This is a genomic window from Aliihoeflea sp. 40Bstr573 (assembly GCF_024105655.1).
In the GTDB taxonomy this organism is placed as follows: Bacteria; Pseudomonadota; Alphaproteobacteria; order Rhizobiales; family Rhizobiaceae; genus Aliihoeflea.
Genome location: NZ_JAAAMH010000004.1, coordinates 178,014 through 195,964, shown reverse-complemented (window position 1 = coordinate 195,964; position 17,951 = coordinate 178,014). Strand labels below are relative to the sequence as shown.

Annotated in this window: 16 protein-coding genes; 14 read left to right on the top strand and 2 right to left on the bottom strand. The window is 63.2% G+C overall.

The window, feature by feature from the left end; genetic code table 11:
* Nucleotides 1–72 precede the first annotated feature (72 nt).
* The 8 genes from hemE (at nt 73) to GTK01_RS07575 (ending at nt 8,627) form a co-directional block, all read left to right on the top strand.
* Entirely contained in the window at nt 73–1,104 is a 1,032-nt protein-coding gene (gene hemE / locus GTK01_RS07610) for a uroporphyrinogen decarboxylase (protein WP_252925274.1), read from the top strand.
* Entirely contained in the window at nt 1,101–1,631 is a 531-nt protein-coding gene (gene hemJ, locus GTK01_RS07605) for a protoporphyrinogen oxidase HemJ (protein ID WP_252925273.1), read from the top strand. The genes hemE and hemJ overlap by 4 nt, the downstream gene beginning before the upstream one ends.
* A 153-nt stretch (nt 1,632–1,784) precedes the next feature.
* On the top strand, nt 1,785–3,050 hold the full coding sequence (gene rho, locus GTK01_RS07600) for a transcription termination factor Rho (RefSeq protein WP_252925272.1): 1,266 nt from the start codon (nt 1,785–1,787) through the stop codon (nt 3,048–3,050).
* A gap of 77 nt (nt 3,051–3,127) precedes the next feature.
* Nucleotides 3,128–4,423 (top strand): tRNA uridine-5-carboxymethylaminomethyl(34) synthesis GTPase MnmE, encoded by a 1,296-nt coding sequence (mnmE, locus tag GTK01_RS07595; RefSeq protein ID WP_252925271.1) that lies wholly within the window; start codon nt 3,128–3,130, stop codon nt 4,421–4,423.
* A 5-nt stretch (nt 4,424–4,428) separates the two neighbouring features.
* Complete coding sequence (gene mnmG, locus GTK01_RS07590) at nt 4,429–6,303, top strand: tRNA uridine-5-carboxymethylaminomethyl(34) synthesis enzyme MnmG (protein ID WP_252925270.1); 1,875 nt, start codon at nt 4,429–4,431, stop codon at nt 6,301–6,303.
* A complete protein-coding gene (rsmG, locus tag GTK01_RS07585; protein ID WP_252925269.1) occupies nt 6,300–6,929 on the top strand; it encodes a 16S rRNA (guanine(527)-N(7))-methyltransferase RsmG in 630 nt (209 codons plus the stop codon). Before mnmG ends, rsmG begins: the two co-directional genes overlap by 4 nt.
* Nucleotides 6,930–6,931: 2 nt before the next feature.
* The gene (locus GTK01_RS07580; protein ID WP_252925268.1) at nt 6,932–7,732 is read left to right on the top strand and encodes a ParA family protein; all 801 of its coding nucleotides are present in this window, start codon (nt 6,932–6,934) and stop codon (nt 7,730–7,732) included.
* 13 nt (nt 7,733–7,745) lie between these two features.
* Nucleotides 7,746–8,627: a ParB/RepB/Spo0J family partition protein gene (locus tag GTK01_RS07575; protein ID WP_252925267.1), complete on the top strand. Its 882-nt coding sequence runs from the start codon at nt 7,746–7,748 to the stop codon at nt 8,625–8,627.
* A 28-nt stretch (nt 8,628–8,655) separates the two neighbouring features.
* Here GTK01_RS07575 and holA read toward each other — a convergent pair whose 3' ends face one another.
* Nucleotides 8,656–9,690 carry a DNA polymerase III subunit delta gene (holA, locus tag GTK01_RS07570; RefSeq protein WP_252925266.1) on the bottom strand — a complete coding sequence of 345 codons (1,035 nt, stop codon included), beginning with the start codon at nt 9,688–9,690 and terminating at the stop codon, nt 8,656–8,658.
* Nucleotides 9,691–9,884: 194 nt separating this feature from the next.
* Between holA and GTK01_RS07565 the strand changes: the two genes are divergently transcribed.
* The 4 genes from GTK01_RS07565 (at nt 9,885) to GTK01_RS07550 (ending at nt 14,845) form a co-directional block, all read left to right on the top strand.
* Entirely contained in the window at nt 9,885–11,018 is a 1,134-nt protein-coding gene (locus GTK01_RS07565; RefSeq protein WP_252925265.1) for an acyl-CoA dehydrogenase family protein, read from the top strand.
* A gap of 148 nt (nt 11,019–11,166) precedes the next feature.
* The gene (locus GTK01_RS07560; protein ID WP_252925264.1) at nt 11,167–12,645 is read left to right on the top strand and encodes an aldehyde dehydrogenase family protein; all 1,479 of its coding nucleotides are present in this window, start codon (nt 11,167–11,169) and stop codon (nt 12,643–12,645) included.
* 67 nt (nt 12,646–12,712) lie between these two features.
* On the top strand, nt 12,713–13,459 hold the full coding sequence (locus GTK01_RS07555) for a glucose 1-dehydrogenase (protein ID WP_252925263.1): 747 nt from the start codon (nt 12,713–12,715) through the stop codon (nt 13,457–13,459).
* Between the two features lie 243 nt (nt 13,460–13,702).
* A complete protein-coding gene (locus tag GTK01_RS07550; protein WP_252925262.1) occupies nt 13,703–14,845 on the top strand; it encodes a CaiB/BaiF CoA-transferase family protein in 1,143 nt (380 codons plus the stop codon).
* On the opposite strand, the gene GTK01_RS07545 is transcribed toward GTK01_RS07550, so the two are convergent.
* Nucleotides 14,840–15,823, bottom strand: a complete 984-nt coding sequence (locus GTK01_RS07545; RefSeq protein ID WP_252925261.1) for a LysR substrate-binding domain-containing protein — start codon at nt 15,821–15,823, stop codon at nt 14,840–14,842. The genes GTK01_RS07550 and GTK01_RS07545 overlap by 6 nt on opposite strands.
* 113 nt (nt 15,824–15,936) lie before the next feature.
* Here GTK01_RS07545 and GTK01_RS07540 point away from each other — a divergent pair, with 113 nt between their 5' ends.
* Together GTK01_RS07540 and GTK01_RS07535 are read left to right on the top strand one after the other, a co-directional pair.
* The gene (locus GTK01_RS07540; RefSeq protein ID WP_252925260.1) at nt 15,937–17,109 is read left to right on the top strand and encodes an acyl-CoA dehydrogenase family protein; all 1,173 of its coding nucleotides are present in this window, start codon (nt 15,937–15,939) and stop codon (nt 17,107–17,109) included.
* An 8-nt stretch (nt 17,110–17,117) separates the two neighbouring features.
* Entirely contained in the window at nt 17,118–17,951 is an 834-nt protein-coding gene (locus tag GTK01_RS07535) for a MaoC family dehydratase N-terminal domain-containing protein (RefSeq protein WP_252925259.1), read from the top strand.

Here is a 17,951-nt window from a genome sequence, read left to right as displayed (position 1 = left end):
CAGACTCTAAGAACCATAAGACTCCTTAAAAATTTCTTTAATTTCTTAAGGGGCTCGACGGAGAGGCCGCGAATGTCGATCGAACGGAAGATGCTGAAGGTCTTGCAGGGAGAAAGCGTCTTTCCGCCTCCGATCTGGATGATGCGACAGGCAGGGCGCTATCTACCGGAGTATCGGGAAGCACGCCGACAGGCCGGCAGTTTCCTCGACCTTTGCTACAATCCCGATCTGGCGGTCGAGGTGACACTCCAGCCGATCCGTCGTTTCGGTTTCGACGCATCGATCCTGTTCTCCGACATTCTCGTCATCCCGCATGCGCTCGGCCGCGATCTGCGCTTCGAGGAAGGACGCGGTCCGCTGATGACGCCGATCGAGGCGCATGAGGTCGAGCGGCTCGACGGGTCCAGGATCCACGATCATCTCGCGCCGGTCTATGAGACGGTGCGGCGCCTGCGCGCCGAGCTGCCGGCAGAGACGACGCTGATCGGCTTTTGCGGCGCGCCCTGGACGGTGGCGACCTACATGATCGCCGGGCACGGAACGCCGGACCAGGCGCCGGCACGGCTGTTTGGCTATCGACACCCGGCGGAGATGCGAATGCTGCTCGCGCTCCTCGCCGATTTTTCCGCCGATTATCTCATCCGCCAGATCGATGCGGGCGCGGATTGCGTCCAGATATTCGATTCGTGGTCCGGCGTCCTCGACGAGACCTCGTTCGAAGCGTTTTGCGTTCAGCCGATGAAGCGGATCGTCGACCAGGTCTGCGCGGTTCATCCGAACATGCCGATCATCGGCTTTCCGAAGGGGGCAGGCGCGCTCTACGACGGTTACAGGGCGAAGACGGGCGTCACCGCGCTTGGGCTCGACTGGAGCGTTCCCTGGAGCCAGGCACGGCGCTTGCAGGCTGAAGGGGCCGTTCAGGGCAATCTCGATCCACTGCGGCTCGTTGTGGGCGGCGAGGCGCTCCGTGAGGGCGTGCAGGCCATTCTTGAAAATCTCGGCGGCGGGCCGCTGATCTTCAATCTCGGCCACGGCATCACGCCGCAAACGCCAATCGATCATGTCGAGGCGATGATCGCTCAGGTTCGGGGAGCAAAGCGGTGACCGAGGCGGGGAAGACGAAGGCGGGACCGGGCGCGCGGGCGGGCATCGCGCTTGCCGCCTTTCTCGTCCTGACGGCGGCCGCGTTGTTTTTCTTTCCGGCGGAGGCGTATCTGTGGGCCAAGGCCGTGCACGTCATCGCCGTCATCTCGTGGATGGCGGGGATGCTCTATCTGCCACGCCTGTTCGTCTATCATGCGGAGGTGGGGCCCGGCACGCCGCAGTCGGAAACCTTCAAGGTCATGGAACAGCGCCTTTTGCGCGTCATCATCAATCCGGCGATGACGGTCACCTGGGTGCTCGGTTTCTGGCTTGCCTGGCAAGGTTTCGGCTTTTCGGGCGGCTGGCTCCACTTGAAGATCGCACTCGTCGTGGCCATGTCCGGACTGCACGGCTATTTCTCCAAGGCCGTCCGTCTCTTCGCCGAAGATAGTAACGAAAAGTCGGCGCGGCACTGGCGGCTGATGAACGAGGGCCCGACCTTGTTGATGATTGTCATCGTCGTCCTGGTCGTGGTAAAGCCGTTCTGAGGCACGCGCGCCCCGCTTGCGCTTTTTCAGGTGCGGCGCTAAGAGATCGGTCCTTCCTTTCGCCGCGCGGCCCGCTTGTTTCTTGACGGCCCATCCGCGCCGCAACCTTCCTACGTCTCTTCCAGACTCCCCAATCGCCAGTCGAGTGCGCATATGCAGGAAATGAAACTACAAGAGCTCAAGAGCAAGGGTCCGACCGACCTCATTGCGTTTGCCGAATCGCTCGAGGTCGAGAATGCGAGCGTCATGCGCAAGCAGGAGCTCATGTTCGCGATCCTGAAGAAGCTCGCGGCGCAGGATGTCGAGATCATCGGCGAAGGCGTCGTCGAAATTCTTCAGGACGGCTTCGGATTCCTGCGCTCGGCAAATGCGAACTACCTGCCAGGCCCGGACGACATCTACATCTCGCCGTCCCAGATCCGTCGTTTCTCGCTGAAGACCGGCGACACGGTCGAAGGCCCGATCCGTTCGCCGAAGGAAGGCGAGCGCTATTTTGCGCTTCTCAAGGTCAACACGATCAATTTCGAAGACCCTGAGAAGATCCGCCACAAGATCCATTTCGACAATCTGACGCCGCTCTATCCGAATGAGCGCTTCAAGATGGAACTCGAGGTTCCGACCTCGAAGGACATGTCGGCGCGCGTGATCGATCTGGTCGCACCGCTGGGCAAGGGCCAGCGCGCCCTGATCGTCGCACCTCCGCGCACCGGCAAGACCGTTCTCCTCCAGAACATCGCACATTCGATCGCGCACAATCACCCGGAAGCCTATCTGATCGTCCTTCTGATCGACGAGCGGCCGGAAGAAGTGACCGACATGCAGCGCTCGGTCAAAGGCGAGGTCGTCTCCTCCACCTTCGACGAGCCGGCGGTGCGTCACGTGCAGGTCGCCGAAATGGTCATCGAGAAGGCCAAGCGCCTTGTCGAGCATGGCCGTGACGTTGTCATCCTGCTCGATTCGATCACGCGTCTGGGCCGTGCCTACAACACGGTCGTGCCGTCCTCCGGCAAGGTCCTGACTGGCGGCGTGGACGCCAACGCACTGCAGCGCCCCAAGCGCTTCTTCGGTGCGGCCCGAAACATCGAGGAAGGCGGCTCGCTGACGATCATCGCGACCGCGCTGATCGATACCGGCAGCCGCATGGACGAAGTCATCTTCGAAGAGTTCAAGGGCACCGGCAATTCGGAAATCGTGCTGGACCGCAAGGTCGCCGACAAGCGCATTTTCCCCGCCATGGATATTCTCAAGTCCGGCACCCGCAAGGAAGACCTTCTCGTCCAGCGCCAGGACCTGCAGAAAATCTTCGTCCTGCGCCGCATTCTCGCGCCGATGGGCACGACGGATGCGATCGAATTCCTCATGGACAAGCTGAAGCAGACCAAGACCAATGGCGACTTCTTCGATTCCATGAACACCTGACCGTTTTTCGGTCGCCATTTCAGGCTTATCGATCCGGCGGGCAACTCATGCCCGCCGTTTCGCATTGGGAGTGACGAATGCGTTCGACGACGACGATCTATGCGCTTTCGAGCGGCGCGTTGCCCGCCGGCGTTGCGGTCGTGCGCATGTCCGGTCCGCACGTAACCTCGCTTATCGAACCGCTCACCGGCCGCACCTCGCTCCAGGCGCGCCGGGCCGCGCTGTGCACCATCCTTGATGATGCGGCTTCGCCGATCGATGACGCGCTATGCATCCTCTTTCCCGCGCCTGCGAGCTTTACGGGAGAAGACGTGCTGGAAATCCAGCTTCACGGCAGTCGGGCCGTTACCGCAGCGCTATTCCGCCGCCTTTCCATGTTCGAGGGGCTGGAACCAGCCGAGCCAGGCGCGTTCACCATGCGTGCATTTCTCAACGGGCGCATCGACTTGACCGCGGCCGAGGCACTTTCCGATCTGATTGTCGCCGAGACGGACTTGCAGCGCCGCCTGGCTCTGTCCAATGCCGATGGCGCGCAGCGTCGGCTATACGAGGGTTGGCGGGAAAGCCTGTTGTCGATCTGGGCGCGGATCGAAGCAGATCTCGATTTCTCCGATCAGGACGATGTGCCGCCTGAGTTTGGCGATGGGGTCCGCATCGAAATCGATAGCCTTAGGCAGGCGATCGAAAAGCACTTAGCCGGCTATAGAATAGCGGAGATCATCAACGACGGTTATCACATAGTCGTCGCTGGTGCTCCGAACGCTGGTAAATCAAGCCTGATCAATTACTTGGCGAAGCGTGAGGTCGCGATTGTCACCGATATTCCCGGCACGACCCGTGATCTCATCGATGTCCGACTTGATCTCAACGGACGGCTGATTCGCATCACCGATACGGCCGGCCTGCGCGAGACCGGTGACGTGGTGGAGAAGATCGGCGTCGATCGCGCCCACCAAGCCATGCGCGCGGCCCATCTCGTTATCGTGCTGGACGATGGCGTGCAGCCTCTGCCCGAAATCGAGTCCACGAATGTTTTGGTTGTCGACAGCAAAGCGGACCTGCGCGCTTCCGGGCGTTGGAAACTGGCAATTTCAACGCAAACGGGCGCCGGGATCGAAGAGCTGCTGGCACGCGTTGGCAACATTCTTGATTCTCACACGCAAATCCACGATACGGTTCCCTCACGTCAAAGACACGTCGCGCATCTCACCGACTGCATAGATGCTCTCGGCCGGGCCGGCGAGATGGTCGAGTTCGAGCTGGTGGCGGAAGAGCTGCGTGTGGCTGCGGATGCGCTGGGACGACTGACGGGATCGATAGATGTCGAGGATCTGCTTGGCGATATATTCTCCCGCTTCTGCATAGGGAAATGACTCACGTGAAACAGGATCGTTCCAACTTCGATGTGATCGTTGTGGGCGGAGGGCATGCGGGCGTCGAAGCCGCTGCTGCGGCAGCACGGATGGGTGCTGTGACGGCTTTGGTCACGCTGAGCGCCGACAATCTGGGAGTCATGTCCTGCAACCCCGCGATTGGGGGTCTTGGAAAGGGCCAGCTCGTTCGCGAGATCGACGCGCTCGACGGCGTCATGGGTCGTGCAGCGGACATGGCCGGTATCCAGTTTCGGCTCCTCAACCGCAGCAAGGGCCCAGCGGTGCGTGGCCCGCGCACGCAAGCCGATCGCAAACTCTACGCCCGCGCGGTCAAGGAACTCGTCGCGGCTCAGGAGAATCTCCACGTACTCGCGGATGAGGTGGTCGATCTCGACGTTAGCGCGCGTCACGTTCGCGGAGCGCATCTGAAGGACTTGGGCTATATCAGCTGCGGGGCGGTGGTCCTGACGACCGGAACCTTCCTGCGCGGGCTGATCCATATCGGTGCGGATACAACGGTAGCCGGGCGCATGGGCGAGCAAGCGACGTCGGGCCTGGCTTTGACATTCCGCAGGCTAGGCATCCGTCTCGGCCGTTTGAAGACTGGAACGCCGCCGCGGATCGCGCGCGCGTCTATCGATTGGACCGCTCTCGAGAAGCAGGCCGCAGACGAGAACCCGATACCATTCTCCACGATGACCAAATCGATCACGACGCCGCAGATCGAATGTGCGATCACCCGAACAACCGGATCCTCGCACCAAATTATTCGAGACAATTTGCATCGATCCGCAATGTATAGTGGCGCGATCGAAGGCGTCGGCCCGCGCTACTGTCCGTCGATCGAAGACAAAATCGTCCGCTTCGGTGACCGGGACGGACACCAGATATTTCTCGAACCCGAAGGTCTCGACAGCGAACTCGTTTACCCGAACGGCGTCTCGACATCTCTGCCGCTCGATGTTCAAGTCGCATTCATCCGATCCATGACCGGGCTGGAACGGGCAGAGATCATGCAACCGGGCTACGCGATCGAGTATGACCACGTCGATCCACGCGATCTGTCGGCGGCGCTGGAGCTGCACGCCTGTCTGGGGCTCTTCCTCGCGGGCCAGATCAACGGCACGACAGGGTATGAAGAGGCCGGGGCGCAAGGCATCCTGGCGGGGATCAATGCGGCGATGAGATCCGGCGGTGGAACGCCTGTCAATCTGTCTCGCTCTGACGCCTACATTGGTGTCATGGTCGATGATTTGACGACCCGCGGAGTCACTGAGCCGTACCGCATGTTTACCTCGCGTGCCGAGTATCGACTGTCCATCCGGGCGGACAATGCCGATGAGAGGCTGACGCCAATCGGCGTGAAGTGGGGCGTGATTGGTTCGGGTCGGGAGGCCATGTTCGCGCAGCGCTCCGACGAACTCAACTCAATCAGGGCGCTGCTCACGGCATCGGCGTTGTCGTCGTCCGCCGCAATTCGCGCGGGTCTGCCAGTTAACGCCGATGGCAAGGTCCGCAGCGGCTATGAGCTTCTCGGTCACTCCGGCATATCGCTTGCCGACTTGGATTGTATTTGGCCCGGACTGCGAAACTTCGCCGTGCCGACCCGAGACCTCATCGAGATCGAGGCCGGCTACGCCGTTTATCTAGAGCGCCAAAGTGAGGATATTGATCGCCTTCGGAAGCAGGAGAGGCTGACAATACCGCGTGATCTCGACATCGGGGCAATCGCGGGACTCTCAAACGAAACCAAGTCGAAGCTTGAAAAGACACGTCCTGAGACAATTGCGCAGGCTGCGAGGATCGAGGGAATGACGCCGGCGGCCCTGTCATTGCTGCTCGCACACATCCAGCGTACACGTGGTTCGGAGGCTGCATGAAGCAGTATGACGAACTTTGCCGGGGGGCTGGAGACGTTTCACGTGAAACTTATACCCAGCTTGTGGAGTTCGAGAGGCTGTTTCACCATTGGAACAAGTCCATCAACCTTGCATCTGCTGGAGCAGCACAGGACTTTTGGTCTCGGCACGTCGTTGATTCGGCGCAACTTTGGCGATATCGCGCGCACGAAAGGGACTGGACCGATATAGGCAGCGGCGGCGGGCTGCCTGGTATCGTTATCGCCACGCTGGGGAAATCAGCCGGGCTGCGCACAACGCTTGTCGAAAGCAATCATAAGAAGGCAGCCTTTCTCCGCGCTGCTGCGGTTGAACTGGGTCTTCCAGCGACGGTGAGAGCAGAGCGTATTGAAGAAGCCACGGGCGTACTAACGCCCTCGATCGTTTCGGCGCGCGCTTTGGCCCCGCTTTCGCGGCTCCTGGATTTGACGCAGATATGGCTGGGACCCGGCCGGGGACGAGCATTGTTTCCGAAGGGCCGAGATTTCCAACAGGAAATTCAAGAGGCGCGTGACCATTGGCGATTCGATCTGATAGAACATGGCAGCGTGGTTGACGCGATGAGTCGCGTTCTCGAACTGTCGAACGTCCAGCGTCTGGAGCATTGATCATGGTGGGCTCTCAGCCACGGATCATCACGGTGGCAAATCAGAAAGGCGGCGTCGGCAAGACGACAACCGCCATCAATCTCGCGACGGCGCTTGCAGCCATAGGCGAGCGCGTCCTCATTGTGGATCTCGATCCGCAGGGCAATGCAAGCACCGGCCTTGGTATCGAGCGGGCAGAGCGCGCAATTTCCTCTTACGACCTGCTTATCGGCCAGGCGACGATAGCGCAGTCGGCCGTCAAGACTGCGGTGCCCGGGCTTTCGGTCGTGCCCTCGACGCTGGACCTGCTTGGGGTCGAAATGGAAATTTCGGCCAAGCCAGACCGTGCTGTGCGGCTCCGCAATGCGATTCAGTCGGCCGATGGCGGCGCCGCATCATACGACTACATTCTTATCGACTGCCCGCCTTCCCTCAATCTCCTGACGCTCAACTCGATGGCCGCGGCTGACTCCGTTCTCGTGCCGCTTCAGTGCGAGTTTTTTGCACTGGAGGGGCTCAGCCAGCTCCTGCATACAGTCGACCAGGTGCGCGCCAACCTTAACCCGCGCCTTACAATTCAGGGTATCGTGATGACGATGTTCGATGGTCGGAACAATCTGGCCAATCAGGTCGTGCAGGATGTGCGTACGCATATGGGTGACAAAGTCTATGACACGGTCATCCCGCGAAATGTTCGTGTGTCCGAGGCGCCGTCATACGGCAAGCCGGCGATCCTTTACGACCTGAAATGCTCTGGCAGCCAGGCTTATCTGCAACTCGCGTCGGAAGTTATCCGCCGCGAGCGAACCTTGCGCGCCGCATAGGAGGGAGAGCGAGATGAACGAAGACCTGTCCCGCAAGCGCCTCGGGCGCGGCCTAGCTGCCCTGATCGGCGATCTCGACAAGCCGAGCTCTCCGGCCGGGCAATCCCCGCAGATCCGCGCCGACCGCTCGGCGCCGATCGAATTGGTTTCGCCGAATCCGCGCAATCCTCGCCGCTCGTTTGGGGAAGAAGATCTTGAGGATCTGACGCAGTCGATTCGAGAGCACGGGATCGTTCAGCCTGTGGTCGTGCGGACGATGCCGGACAATCGCTACGAGATCATCGCGGGCGAGCGTCGGTGGCGTGCCGCACAACGCGCCGGTCTGACAAGCGTACCTATCGTCATCCGGGATGTGTCGGATCGCGTTGCGCTTGAACTCGCCATCATCGAGAATGTCCAGCGAGCCGATCTTAATCCGGTTGAAGAAGCTCTAGGGTATCAACAGCTTATTGATGAGCACCAGTACACCCAGGCAGATCTCGGGCAGGTGATCGGCAAGAGCCGTAGCCATGTGGCGAACACGCTACGCCTGCTGAAGTTGCCGGAACATGTTCGCTCAATGGTAACTGACGGGTCGCTGTCGGCCGGTCATGCGCGTACGCTGGTAACGGCGCTCGACCCGGAAAGCCTTGCGCGAAGGATCGTCGACGAGGGTCTGTCCGTGCGCCAAGCCGAGGCACTTGCGCAGCAGCCGCCGCGCGTCGACACGGGTCGTAGCGAGCGTGGCGCGCCCTCCGAGAAGGATGCTGACACGATTGCGCTGGAGAAGACCTTGTCCGATGCGCTCGGTCTCAAGGTGTCGATCACGCATGGCCAGCGCGGCGGCGACATCAAGATCCGATATTCGAGCCTCGAGCAGTTGGACACGATCTGCCATCGTCTTCAGCGGAATTGAGCGGGATTCACGTGAAACAGCCGGAAAGTCAACGCAGGCGTCGTGCCTCGACCGCCAGTGCAAGCAGCGCTTGGCGGGCTGTTGGCTCATCGAGCTGTGCGCGCGTACGCATCGCCAGCACGGTCGCCTGAAGTCGATCAAGCCCGCGCGCAATTGCTGCCGCCGTCCATCTTTGCACCGCGCGCTCGACTGTATTTCGCCGACTAAAGAAGATCGGAGGTTTTGCGGCGCCTACGGCGGAGGCGGCGCTGGCTCCGCCATCTAGCGCCATGCGCAGCATTTCAAGTTGCTGAAACTGGCGCATCACGGCCGATACCAACTGAAACGGTGCGTTTCCTGCGTTAACCCAGCCGGAATAGGCGCGGTCGAACGCCGCGATGTCGCCGACAAGTATTGCATCGGTCGCGTCATCAAGTGACTTCGCGGATACGTCCCCAATGACCTCCGTGACATGGGCCACTTCGATCCGGCTGTCGGAGCGAGCGTAGAGCGCCAGCTTCTCGATCTCGGATCGGCTGGCGAGCCGATCGCCGCCGAGTGATGCCTTGAGCGCCTGGCGCGCGTCCGCGGCGATCGTCAGCCCATCGCGTGCCAGAACCTGATCAATGATGCGGTCGATCGCGCGTGCCTGGTCCACATAGCAAGGCAATGCCATCCCGGCCGATCCCTGTTCGATCGCCGCGCGGATGGGCGCGCCCTTCTTCAGGTCGCCGCCCTCGACGAGGATGATGGTAGCGGCGGGCGGGTTTGCACAGAGGTCCTTAAGCGCCGCGCCCAGCGCCTTGTGCGCGCCCGCGCCCTTGATCCAGATCAACCGCCGGTCCGCAAACATCGCCACCGTGTTGGCCTCGTCCATCAGGCGGCCCGGATCGCCTTCAAGTTCGCCGGCGTCGAGCCGCGTGACCGAGAAGGGATCGTCCGCCTGGAAGCCCGCCTGCCGCACGAACAGCGTCGCGCGTTCCGACACGAGACCGCGATCAGGGCCGTAGATTAGCACGATCGGAAAGGCGCCAGGCGGTCGTGCCAGCCATCCGTCCACCTCGTGCGCCTTCTTCTGTGCCATTCGCTCTCCGTGGGTACGTGCCGTTAGGGGGCGAGAAACGCGCCGAGTGTCAAGACGGCATCGTGCCGAACGCTTGACCGATCCGCCGATCCGCTGAATAGGTCTGGCGAGGATAGATGGCAACAAGATCGGCCGGGCGTGCGCAAGTCACCGCAGCTGCACGGAGATTTGCCGGCAAACCGAGGCAGGGAACGATGATCCTTTCAGACGAACAGTCCATGGTCCGCGATACGGCACGCGCGTTTGCGTGCGAGGTGCTCGCGCCTGGCGCGGCGCGGCGCGACATCGAGAAGACCATCGAGCCCGAAGTCATCAAGGGCCTGGCCGAACTCGGCTTCATGGGCATGACAGTGCCGCAATCCGATGGCGGAGTCGGCGCCGACTATGTGTCCTACGCTCTGGCGCTGATGGAGATCGCCGCGGGGGACGGTGCGATCTCCACCGTGATGAGCGTCCATAATGCTCCGTTCAATGCGATCCTCCAGCGCTACGGCAGTGAGGAGCAGAAGGCGCGCGTGCTGCGCCCGGCGGCGGCGGGAGAGTTCATCGGCGCCTTCGCGCTCACGGAGGCCGAGGCCGGGTCGGATGCGGGCGCGCTCAAGTCGCGGGCGCGGCGGCAGGGGGATCGATATGTCGTGGATGGATCGAAGGAATTCATCACGTCGGGCAAGATCGGTGGCTTTACCATCCTTTTCGCCCGCATGGAGGGCGCGGGGCCGAAGGCCGGGATCACCGCCTTCCTGACGCCGACCGATGCGCCGGGCTACATCGTGGCAAAAGTCGAAGACAAGCTTGGCCAGCGCTGTTCGGACACATGCTCCCTGCGCTTCGAGGGGCTTGAGATCCCCGAGGAGAACCGGATCGGCGAGGAAGGCGAGGGCTATCGCATCGCATTGTCGAGTCTGGAGACAGGCCGCATCGGCATCGCGGCGCAGTCGGTCGGCATGGCGCAGGCGGCGTTCGATCATGCCGTCGCCTATGCCAGGGAGCGCCGGTCCTTCGGCAAGACGCTGATGGAGCATCAGGGTGTTGCCTTCCGCCTGGCCGAAATGCGCACGCAGATCGAGGCCGCCCGCCAGTTGGTCCTCAGCGCCGCTCAGATGAAGGATGCGGGCGTGCCCTGCCTCACCGAGGCGGCAATCGCCAAGCTCTTCGCGTCAGAAGCTGCGGAACGCGTGATTTCGGCCGCGCTTCAGACTTTCGGCGGATATGGCTACATGGCCGATTTCCCGCTTGAGCGCATCTACCGAGACGCGCGCGTGTGCCAGATCTACGAGGGCACGTCCGACATCCAGAAAATCATCATCGCCCGTTCGCTCGCCGGGTAGATGGCAATAGCCATAGCCCCGGTAGTTCCGGACATCGACGGGCAGTGAGCTTGTGCCACCCCACGAGCTGTTCCAGGGTCTAGTCCCGATCCTTGCCAGTCGATATGGCACGACATCCAGCAGTCAGAACTCGTGGAGGCGTTCACCAATGAACATCCAGTCCAAGCCCGCCGCCGGCCAGATCGCGGAGGCCAAGGGCATCTTCGTCGACAACAAGTGGCACGCCAATGAAACCGGCAAGACGGTCGACGTCTACGCGCCGGCGACCGGCGCCGTCGTCGCGCGGATCGCCGCCGGCAGCGCAGGCGATGTCGACCGCGCCTACAAGGCCGCCCGTCGGGCTTTCGAGGAGGGCGCCTGGGGCCGGCTGACCGCGGTCGAGCGCGGACGGCTGCTCCTGAAGCTGTCGCGCGCGATCGAGGACCATGCCGATGAGCTTACGAAGCTCGAAGCGTTCGACTGCGGCAAGCCGCTGAAGCAGGCGCGCGCCGACATCGCCGCCTGCGCCCGCTATTTCGAGTTCTACGGCGGCGCCGCCGACAAGGTGCACGGCGACACGATCCCGTTCCTCAACGGCTACCTCGCCCTGACCGAGCGCGTGCCGCATGGCGTGACCGGCCAGATCATCCCATGGAACTACCCCGCGCAGATGTTCGGCCGCACGCTCGGCCCGGCGCTCGCGGTCGGCAATGCGACCGTGATGAAGCCGGCCGAGGACGCTTGCCTCACACCGCTGCGTCTTGCAGAACTCGCCGCCGAAGTCGGCTTTCCGGAAGGCGCGATCAACATCGTCCCGGGCCTGGGCGAAGAGGCCGGCGCGGCGCTCACCGCCCATCGCGGCTTCGATTTCCTGTCCTTCACCGGCAGCCCGGAGGTCGGCACGATGGTGCAGATCGCGGCGGCCAGGAACCATATCGGCTGCACACTCGAACTCGGCGGCAAGTCGCCGCAGGTCGTCTTCGCCGATGTCGATCTCGATGCGGCGCTGCCCTCGCTGGTCAATGCCATCGTCCAGAATGCCGGCCAGACCTGCTCGGCCGGCTCGCGGCTCCTGGTGGAAAAGTCCGGTTACGACCGGATCGTCGGCGCAGTCGCCGAGCGCTTTTCCAAGCTCACGGCGGGCACGCCCGACATGGACCTTGACCTCGGCCCGGTCATCAATCCCGGCCAGAAGCGCCGCGTCGAGCGGTTCTGCAGCAATGCCGGGAATGACGGGATCGAGGTCATCGCCGAGGGCAAGATTGCCGATGGCGTGCCCGAAGCTGGCTACTATGTCGCCCCGAAGATGTTCGGCCGCGTGCCGCGCGACAACGCGCTGGCGCTCGATGAGGTGTTCGGGCCGGTCCTTTCGGTCATTCCGTTCGAGGACGAGGCGGATGGCGTTGCGCTCGCCAATGGCACCGATTACGGCCTTGTCGCAGGCGTCTGGACGCAGAACGCCAACCGCGCGACCCGCGTCGCGCGCAAGGTGCGCGCCGGCCAGGTCTACGTCAACGCCTACGGCGCCGGCGGCGGCATCGAGCTTCCGTTCGGCGGCATGAAGAAGTCCGGCCATGGCCGCGAGAAAGGCTTCGAGGCGCTGAAGGACCTTTCGGTCGTCAAGACCATCGTCGTCAAGCACGACTAGATCGATCCTCATTGCGGAGCGGCCGCCGTGCCGCTCCGCCATCCATTTTTCAAGGGAAGAGCTGAACATGCGTTTGCAAGGCAAGACGGCACTGGTGACGGGCGGGGCTTCGGGCTTCGGAGCGGAGATCGCGGCGACGTTCGCGCGCGAGGGGGCCCGCGTCACCATCATGGATCTGAACGAGGACGGGGCGAAGACCCAGGCGCAGGCCTGCGGCAACGGCGCGGTCGCGATCGGCGGCGACGTCACCAGCGCAGCAGACATTTCGCGCGCGGTCGAAGCGGCCACGCAGAACGGCCGGCTCGACATCGTCGTCAACAATGCCGGCTGGACCCACCGCAACAAGCCGATGCTCGACGTCACCGAGGAAGAGTTCGACAAGGTCTACGCGATCAACGTCAAGTCGATCTTCCACATGACCAATGCGGTCGTGCCGGTCATGCGGGCGCAGGGCGGCGGCGCGGTCATCAATGTCGGCTCGACGGCAGGCATCCGCCCGCGTCCGGGCCTCACCTGGTACAATTCGACGAAGGGCGCGGTGAACCTTCTGTCCCGCTCGATGGCGGTCGAGCTTGCGCCGGACAAGATCCGCGTCAACTGCATCGCCCCGGTCATGGGCGCGACGGGCCTCCTGTCCGCCTTCATGGGCGTCGAGGACACGCCGGAGAACCGCGCGAAGTTTGTCTCCACCATCCCGCTCGGCCGCATGTCGACACCGAAGGACATCGCCAATGCGTGCCTTTATCTCGCATCTGACGAGGCGGAGTTCATCACTGGCGTCATCCTCGAAGTGGATGGCGGCCGTACGATCTGACCGCAGCTCAGGACGACGCGCCCCGTTTTCGTGCATGCGCCCGCCTGACTCATTCCGGCAGCGCTCAAGTTGCCCTTTGAAAGGCCGGTTCTACGAGCCGGCTTTCGCTTGAGGAGTCTTCGATCCCTGGGGCCGTGCGCCTGCGCCAAAACAGAATGTTATAGGCCAGATAGCGCATAAGTATTGGCGCCGGTCCGCAATGCCGACCACGATCCGTGTCCAAACGAATGGAGGTAAAACCGCATGAAGCCACTCGACGGTCTTCTCGTGGTCGCGCTCGAACAGGCGGTCGCGGCCCCCTACGCCTCAGAACGGTTGGCGGAGGCGGGTGCGCGCGTCATCAAGCTGGAGCGCGCCGAGGGCGATTTCGCGCGCAACTATGACAGCTTTGCCGAGGGCTCATCGTCTTATTTCGTCTGGCTGAATGGTGGCAAGGAAAGCTGCGTCGTCGACCTGCGGGCCGAAGACGACCTTGCCATGGTGCGCGAGATGCTCAAGGGCGCGGACATCTTCATCCAGAATCTGGCGCCCGGCGCGGCCACTCGCCTGGGTCTTGGTCACGAGGTGCTTCGCGCAGCCAATCCGCGCCTCATCACCTGCGCCATATCGGGCTATGGCGCGTCCGGCCCCATGGCCGAGCGCAAGGCCTACGACCTTCTCGTCCAGGCCGAAAGCGGACTTTCCTCGATCACCGGCACGGAGCACGGGCCGGCCCGTGTCGGCGTCTCGGTCTGCGACATCGCCACCGGGATGCATGCCTACGAGGCGATCCTCGAGGCGCTGATCGCGCGGGGCCGGACGGGCGAGGGGACGCATATCGAGGTCTCGCTCTTCCATTCGCTGATGGACTGGATGAACGTCCCCTGGATCGCGCACCATTATGGCAACTCGACGCCGAAAAGGCTGGGCCTCGCGCATCCGTCCATCGCGCCTTACGGCATCTTCGATGCGAAGGACGGACAGTCATTCCTGATCTCGATCCAGAACGACGTCGAATGGCGAAAGCTCTGTCTTGACGTTCTTTCGCGGCCCGATCTTGCGGCCGATCCGTCGTTTGCCACCAACAACGACCGCGTGGCGCGGCGCGCCGAGACGGACCAGGCGGTTCAGGAAGCGCTTGGCCGGCTGAACGGCCATGAGGTCGTCGAGCGCCTTCAGGCGGCTTCGATCGCCTATGGCAAGGTCTCCGAAGTCGCCGACATCGAGGATCATCCGCAGGCGCGCTTCGTCGATCTGGCCGTTCCCGGCGGCGAAATCCGCATGTTCTCACGTGCGGCGAGCTTCGACGGCACTGTGCGCACGCCCGGCCCGGTGCCGGTGCTGGGCAGCCATACGGGCGCCCTTCGCGCAGAATTCAAGCCTGGGCGCGACCGCAAGGCATCATGAAGAAGGGACGGCCTTGCGCGGAGCGCTCGCGCCTTGCCGATGTTCGTAAAGGAGCCGCGCCTGCCAGATGCCTTCGCCAACGAGCTGCGACAGCATCTCCATCGTGAGGGCCTCGATCGCCCTGGTGGCGCTGCTCATGGGCCGGTCGGCCGGCGTTGCGAGAAGGAGCTGGCGGCGCAGTTCCGGCTCGCAGAGCCGCCAGGCGACTAGCCGTCCCGCCTCCGTCTCTGCCTTGATCGCCATCGCCGGCAGTATGGAATAGCCAAGGCCCTGCTCGACCAGTGTCTTGATCGGCGCATAGGAATCGATTTCGGTGCGCGCATTGAGCGGCACATCGCAGTGGCTGAGCGCCATTTCGTCCAGAAGGTCGCGCAGGCCATGGCCGGGGCTCGGCACGATCAGCGGCAGTCGGATCGCGTCGACATAGGGAACGGCGTCGCGGCCCGGCTGCGCCGCGCCAACGCTCATTCCCGGCGCCGCGAACAGGCGCAGTTCCTCCGAAAGCACCGGCGTCAGCGTCAGGTCGCGCGTCTCGCGGGCACGGTAGAGGACGGCGATGTCGACCTTGCCCTCACGCAGCCAGTCGAAGATGAAGCCGCTCATCGCCTCGGCGATCCTCAGCCGGATCTTCGGATAGCGCCTTGAGGCTTCGTCGATCAGCCGGGCGGAGAGCACCTGGCTCACCGTCCCTGGCAGGCCGAATCGAACCTCTCCGGACAGCTCGACCTCGGTGCCGCCGACAATGTCGGCGAGCTGCTGGAAGGAATCCACCACCAGCCGACCGTGTTCGAGCAGCCGCTTGCCGGCCTCCGTCAACTGCACGCCGCGCGAGGAGCGGAAGAGCAGCGTGACCTTCAGATCTTCCTCGATATTGCGCATGTGCTGGCTCAGCGCGGGCTGGGCGACGTTCAGCCGCTCGGCGGCCTTCGACAGAGACCCTTCCTCGGCGATGGCGATGAAGTAGCGGAGATGACGCATGTCCATGCGGCAGGCTATAATGAAATCATATCGTCGCTAAAAGGAAATTATCTTTGCCTTAGAGCCGGTTCGGGCACAGTTTGCGGGCCCATACTGCAGCCCACGCGAGACCGATGAACGCCGCACAGACGATTTCCGACGACGACCTCGAGCCGATCCGCGAGACGACGCGCGCGCTTTGCAGGCGCTTTCCCGACGCCTATTGGCGAAAGGTCGATCGCGCGCGGGAATATCCGACCGAATTCGTCACCGCGATGGCCGAGGCGGGGCTTCTGGCAGCGTTGATCCCGGCCGAGTATGGCGGCAGTGGGCTGCCCCTGCGTGCCGCGGCTGCCATCCTTGAGGAAGTGCACGCCTCGGGCGCCAACGGGGCCGCTTGCCACGCGCAGATGTACACGATGGGCACGCTGCTGCGCCATGGCAGCGAGGCGCAGAAGCAACGCTACCTGCCGAAGATCGCAAGCGGCGAACTGCGCCTGCAGGCCTTCGGCGTCACGGAGCCCGGCGCAGGCACCGATACGCTCTCGATCGCGACGACGGCGGAGAAGCGCGGCGACACCTATGTCGTCAACGGCCAGAAGGTCTGGACGAGCCGGGCCGAGCATTCCGACCTGATGATCCTGCTCGCCCGCACCGCGCCGAAGGGTTCCTTGGCTTCGCGCACCGATGGCCTATCGGTCTTCATCGTCGACATGAAGGCCGCTCCGAAGGACCGGATGCGGATCACGCCGATCGCGACGATGATCAATCACGCGACGACGGAAATCTTCTTCGACAATCTCGAAATCCCGGCCGACGCGCTGATCGGCGAGGCGCACAAGGGTTTTCGCTACATACTCGACGGCATGAATGCCGAGCGCATCCTGATCGCGGCCGAATGCATCGGCGACTCCCGCTGGTTCATCGAGCGGGCGACGAACTACGCCAAGGAACGCAAGGTGTTCGGGCGCCCGATCGGCCAGAATCAGGGCATCCAGTTTCCGATCGCGCGCAACCATGTCGAGCTCCATGCCGCCCGCCTTGCCGTGCGTCACGCAGCCGAGATGTTCGATCGCGGCGAACCTTGCGGGGCGGAGGCCAACATGGCGAAGATGCTGGCCTCGGAAGCGTCCTGGCGCGCGGCGGATACCTGCCTGCAGACACATGGCGGTTTCGGTTTCGCCGAGGAATATGACGTCGAGCGCAAGTTTCGCGAGACCCGCCTCTACCAGATCGCTCCGATCTCGACCAATCTGATCCTCTCCAACGTAGCCGAGAAAGTGCTCGGCCTTCCCCGCTCGTTCTGAAGGCGATCATGACGGATTACAGCGACTGGGTCGGCCGGACCCGAAGCGTCACCGACGACATCGTGCGCTCGCCTGCAACGCGCGCAAGTGCAATGCTTGGCGACTGGTCGACGTCGTTTACCGCGGGTGATGCGACGCTGCCGCCGCTCTGGCATTGGTTTTACTTCCTCGAGGCGACGGCGCGCAACGCGACCGGTCCTGACGGCCATGCGGCCAAGGGCGGGTTCGTGCCGCCGATCCCGCTGCCGCGCCGCATGTATGCCGGCGGTCGGTTTACGTTCCCGGGCGACCTCGCCTTCGGCACTGAGGCCGAGAAGCGCTCGAGCATTCAGTCGGTCGCCAGGAAAGAGGGCCGGTCGGGTCCGCTCGCCTTCGTCACCGTGCGGCACGAGATCGTGCAGGGCGGCAAGGTGGCTGCCACCGAGGAGCACGACATCGTCTATCGCGAGGCGGAAGATCCGACGGCATCGAAGCCGCCCGCCCCGCGCTCCGAAAAGCCCGCCCTGTCGGAGATGACGGTCACGCCCGACGAGGTGATGCTCTTCCGCTTTTCCGCGCTCACCTATAACGGCCACCGCATCCACTACGACCAGCCCTATGTGACCGGGGTCGAGCATTACCCCGGATTGATCGTCCACGGCCCGCTGGTCGCCATGCTGCTTTTCGAGCGCGCTCGCGAGATTGCCGGCAAGCGGCCGTCCACCTTTTCCTTCCGGGCGATGTCGCCTGTCTTCTGCGGAACGGCGATCCGCCTCGTCGAAGTTGCGGGCGAGGGCGCGATGGTGCTCGAAGCCCGCGCCGCCGACGACCGCCTGATCATGACCTCGACCACGGACTTGTGA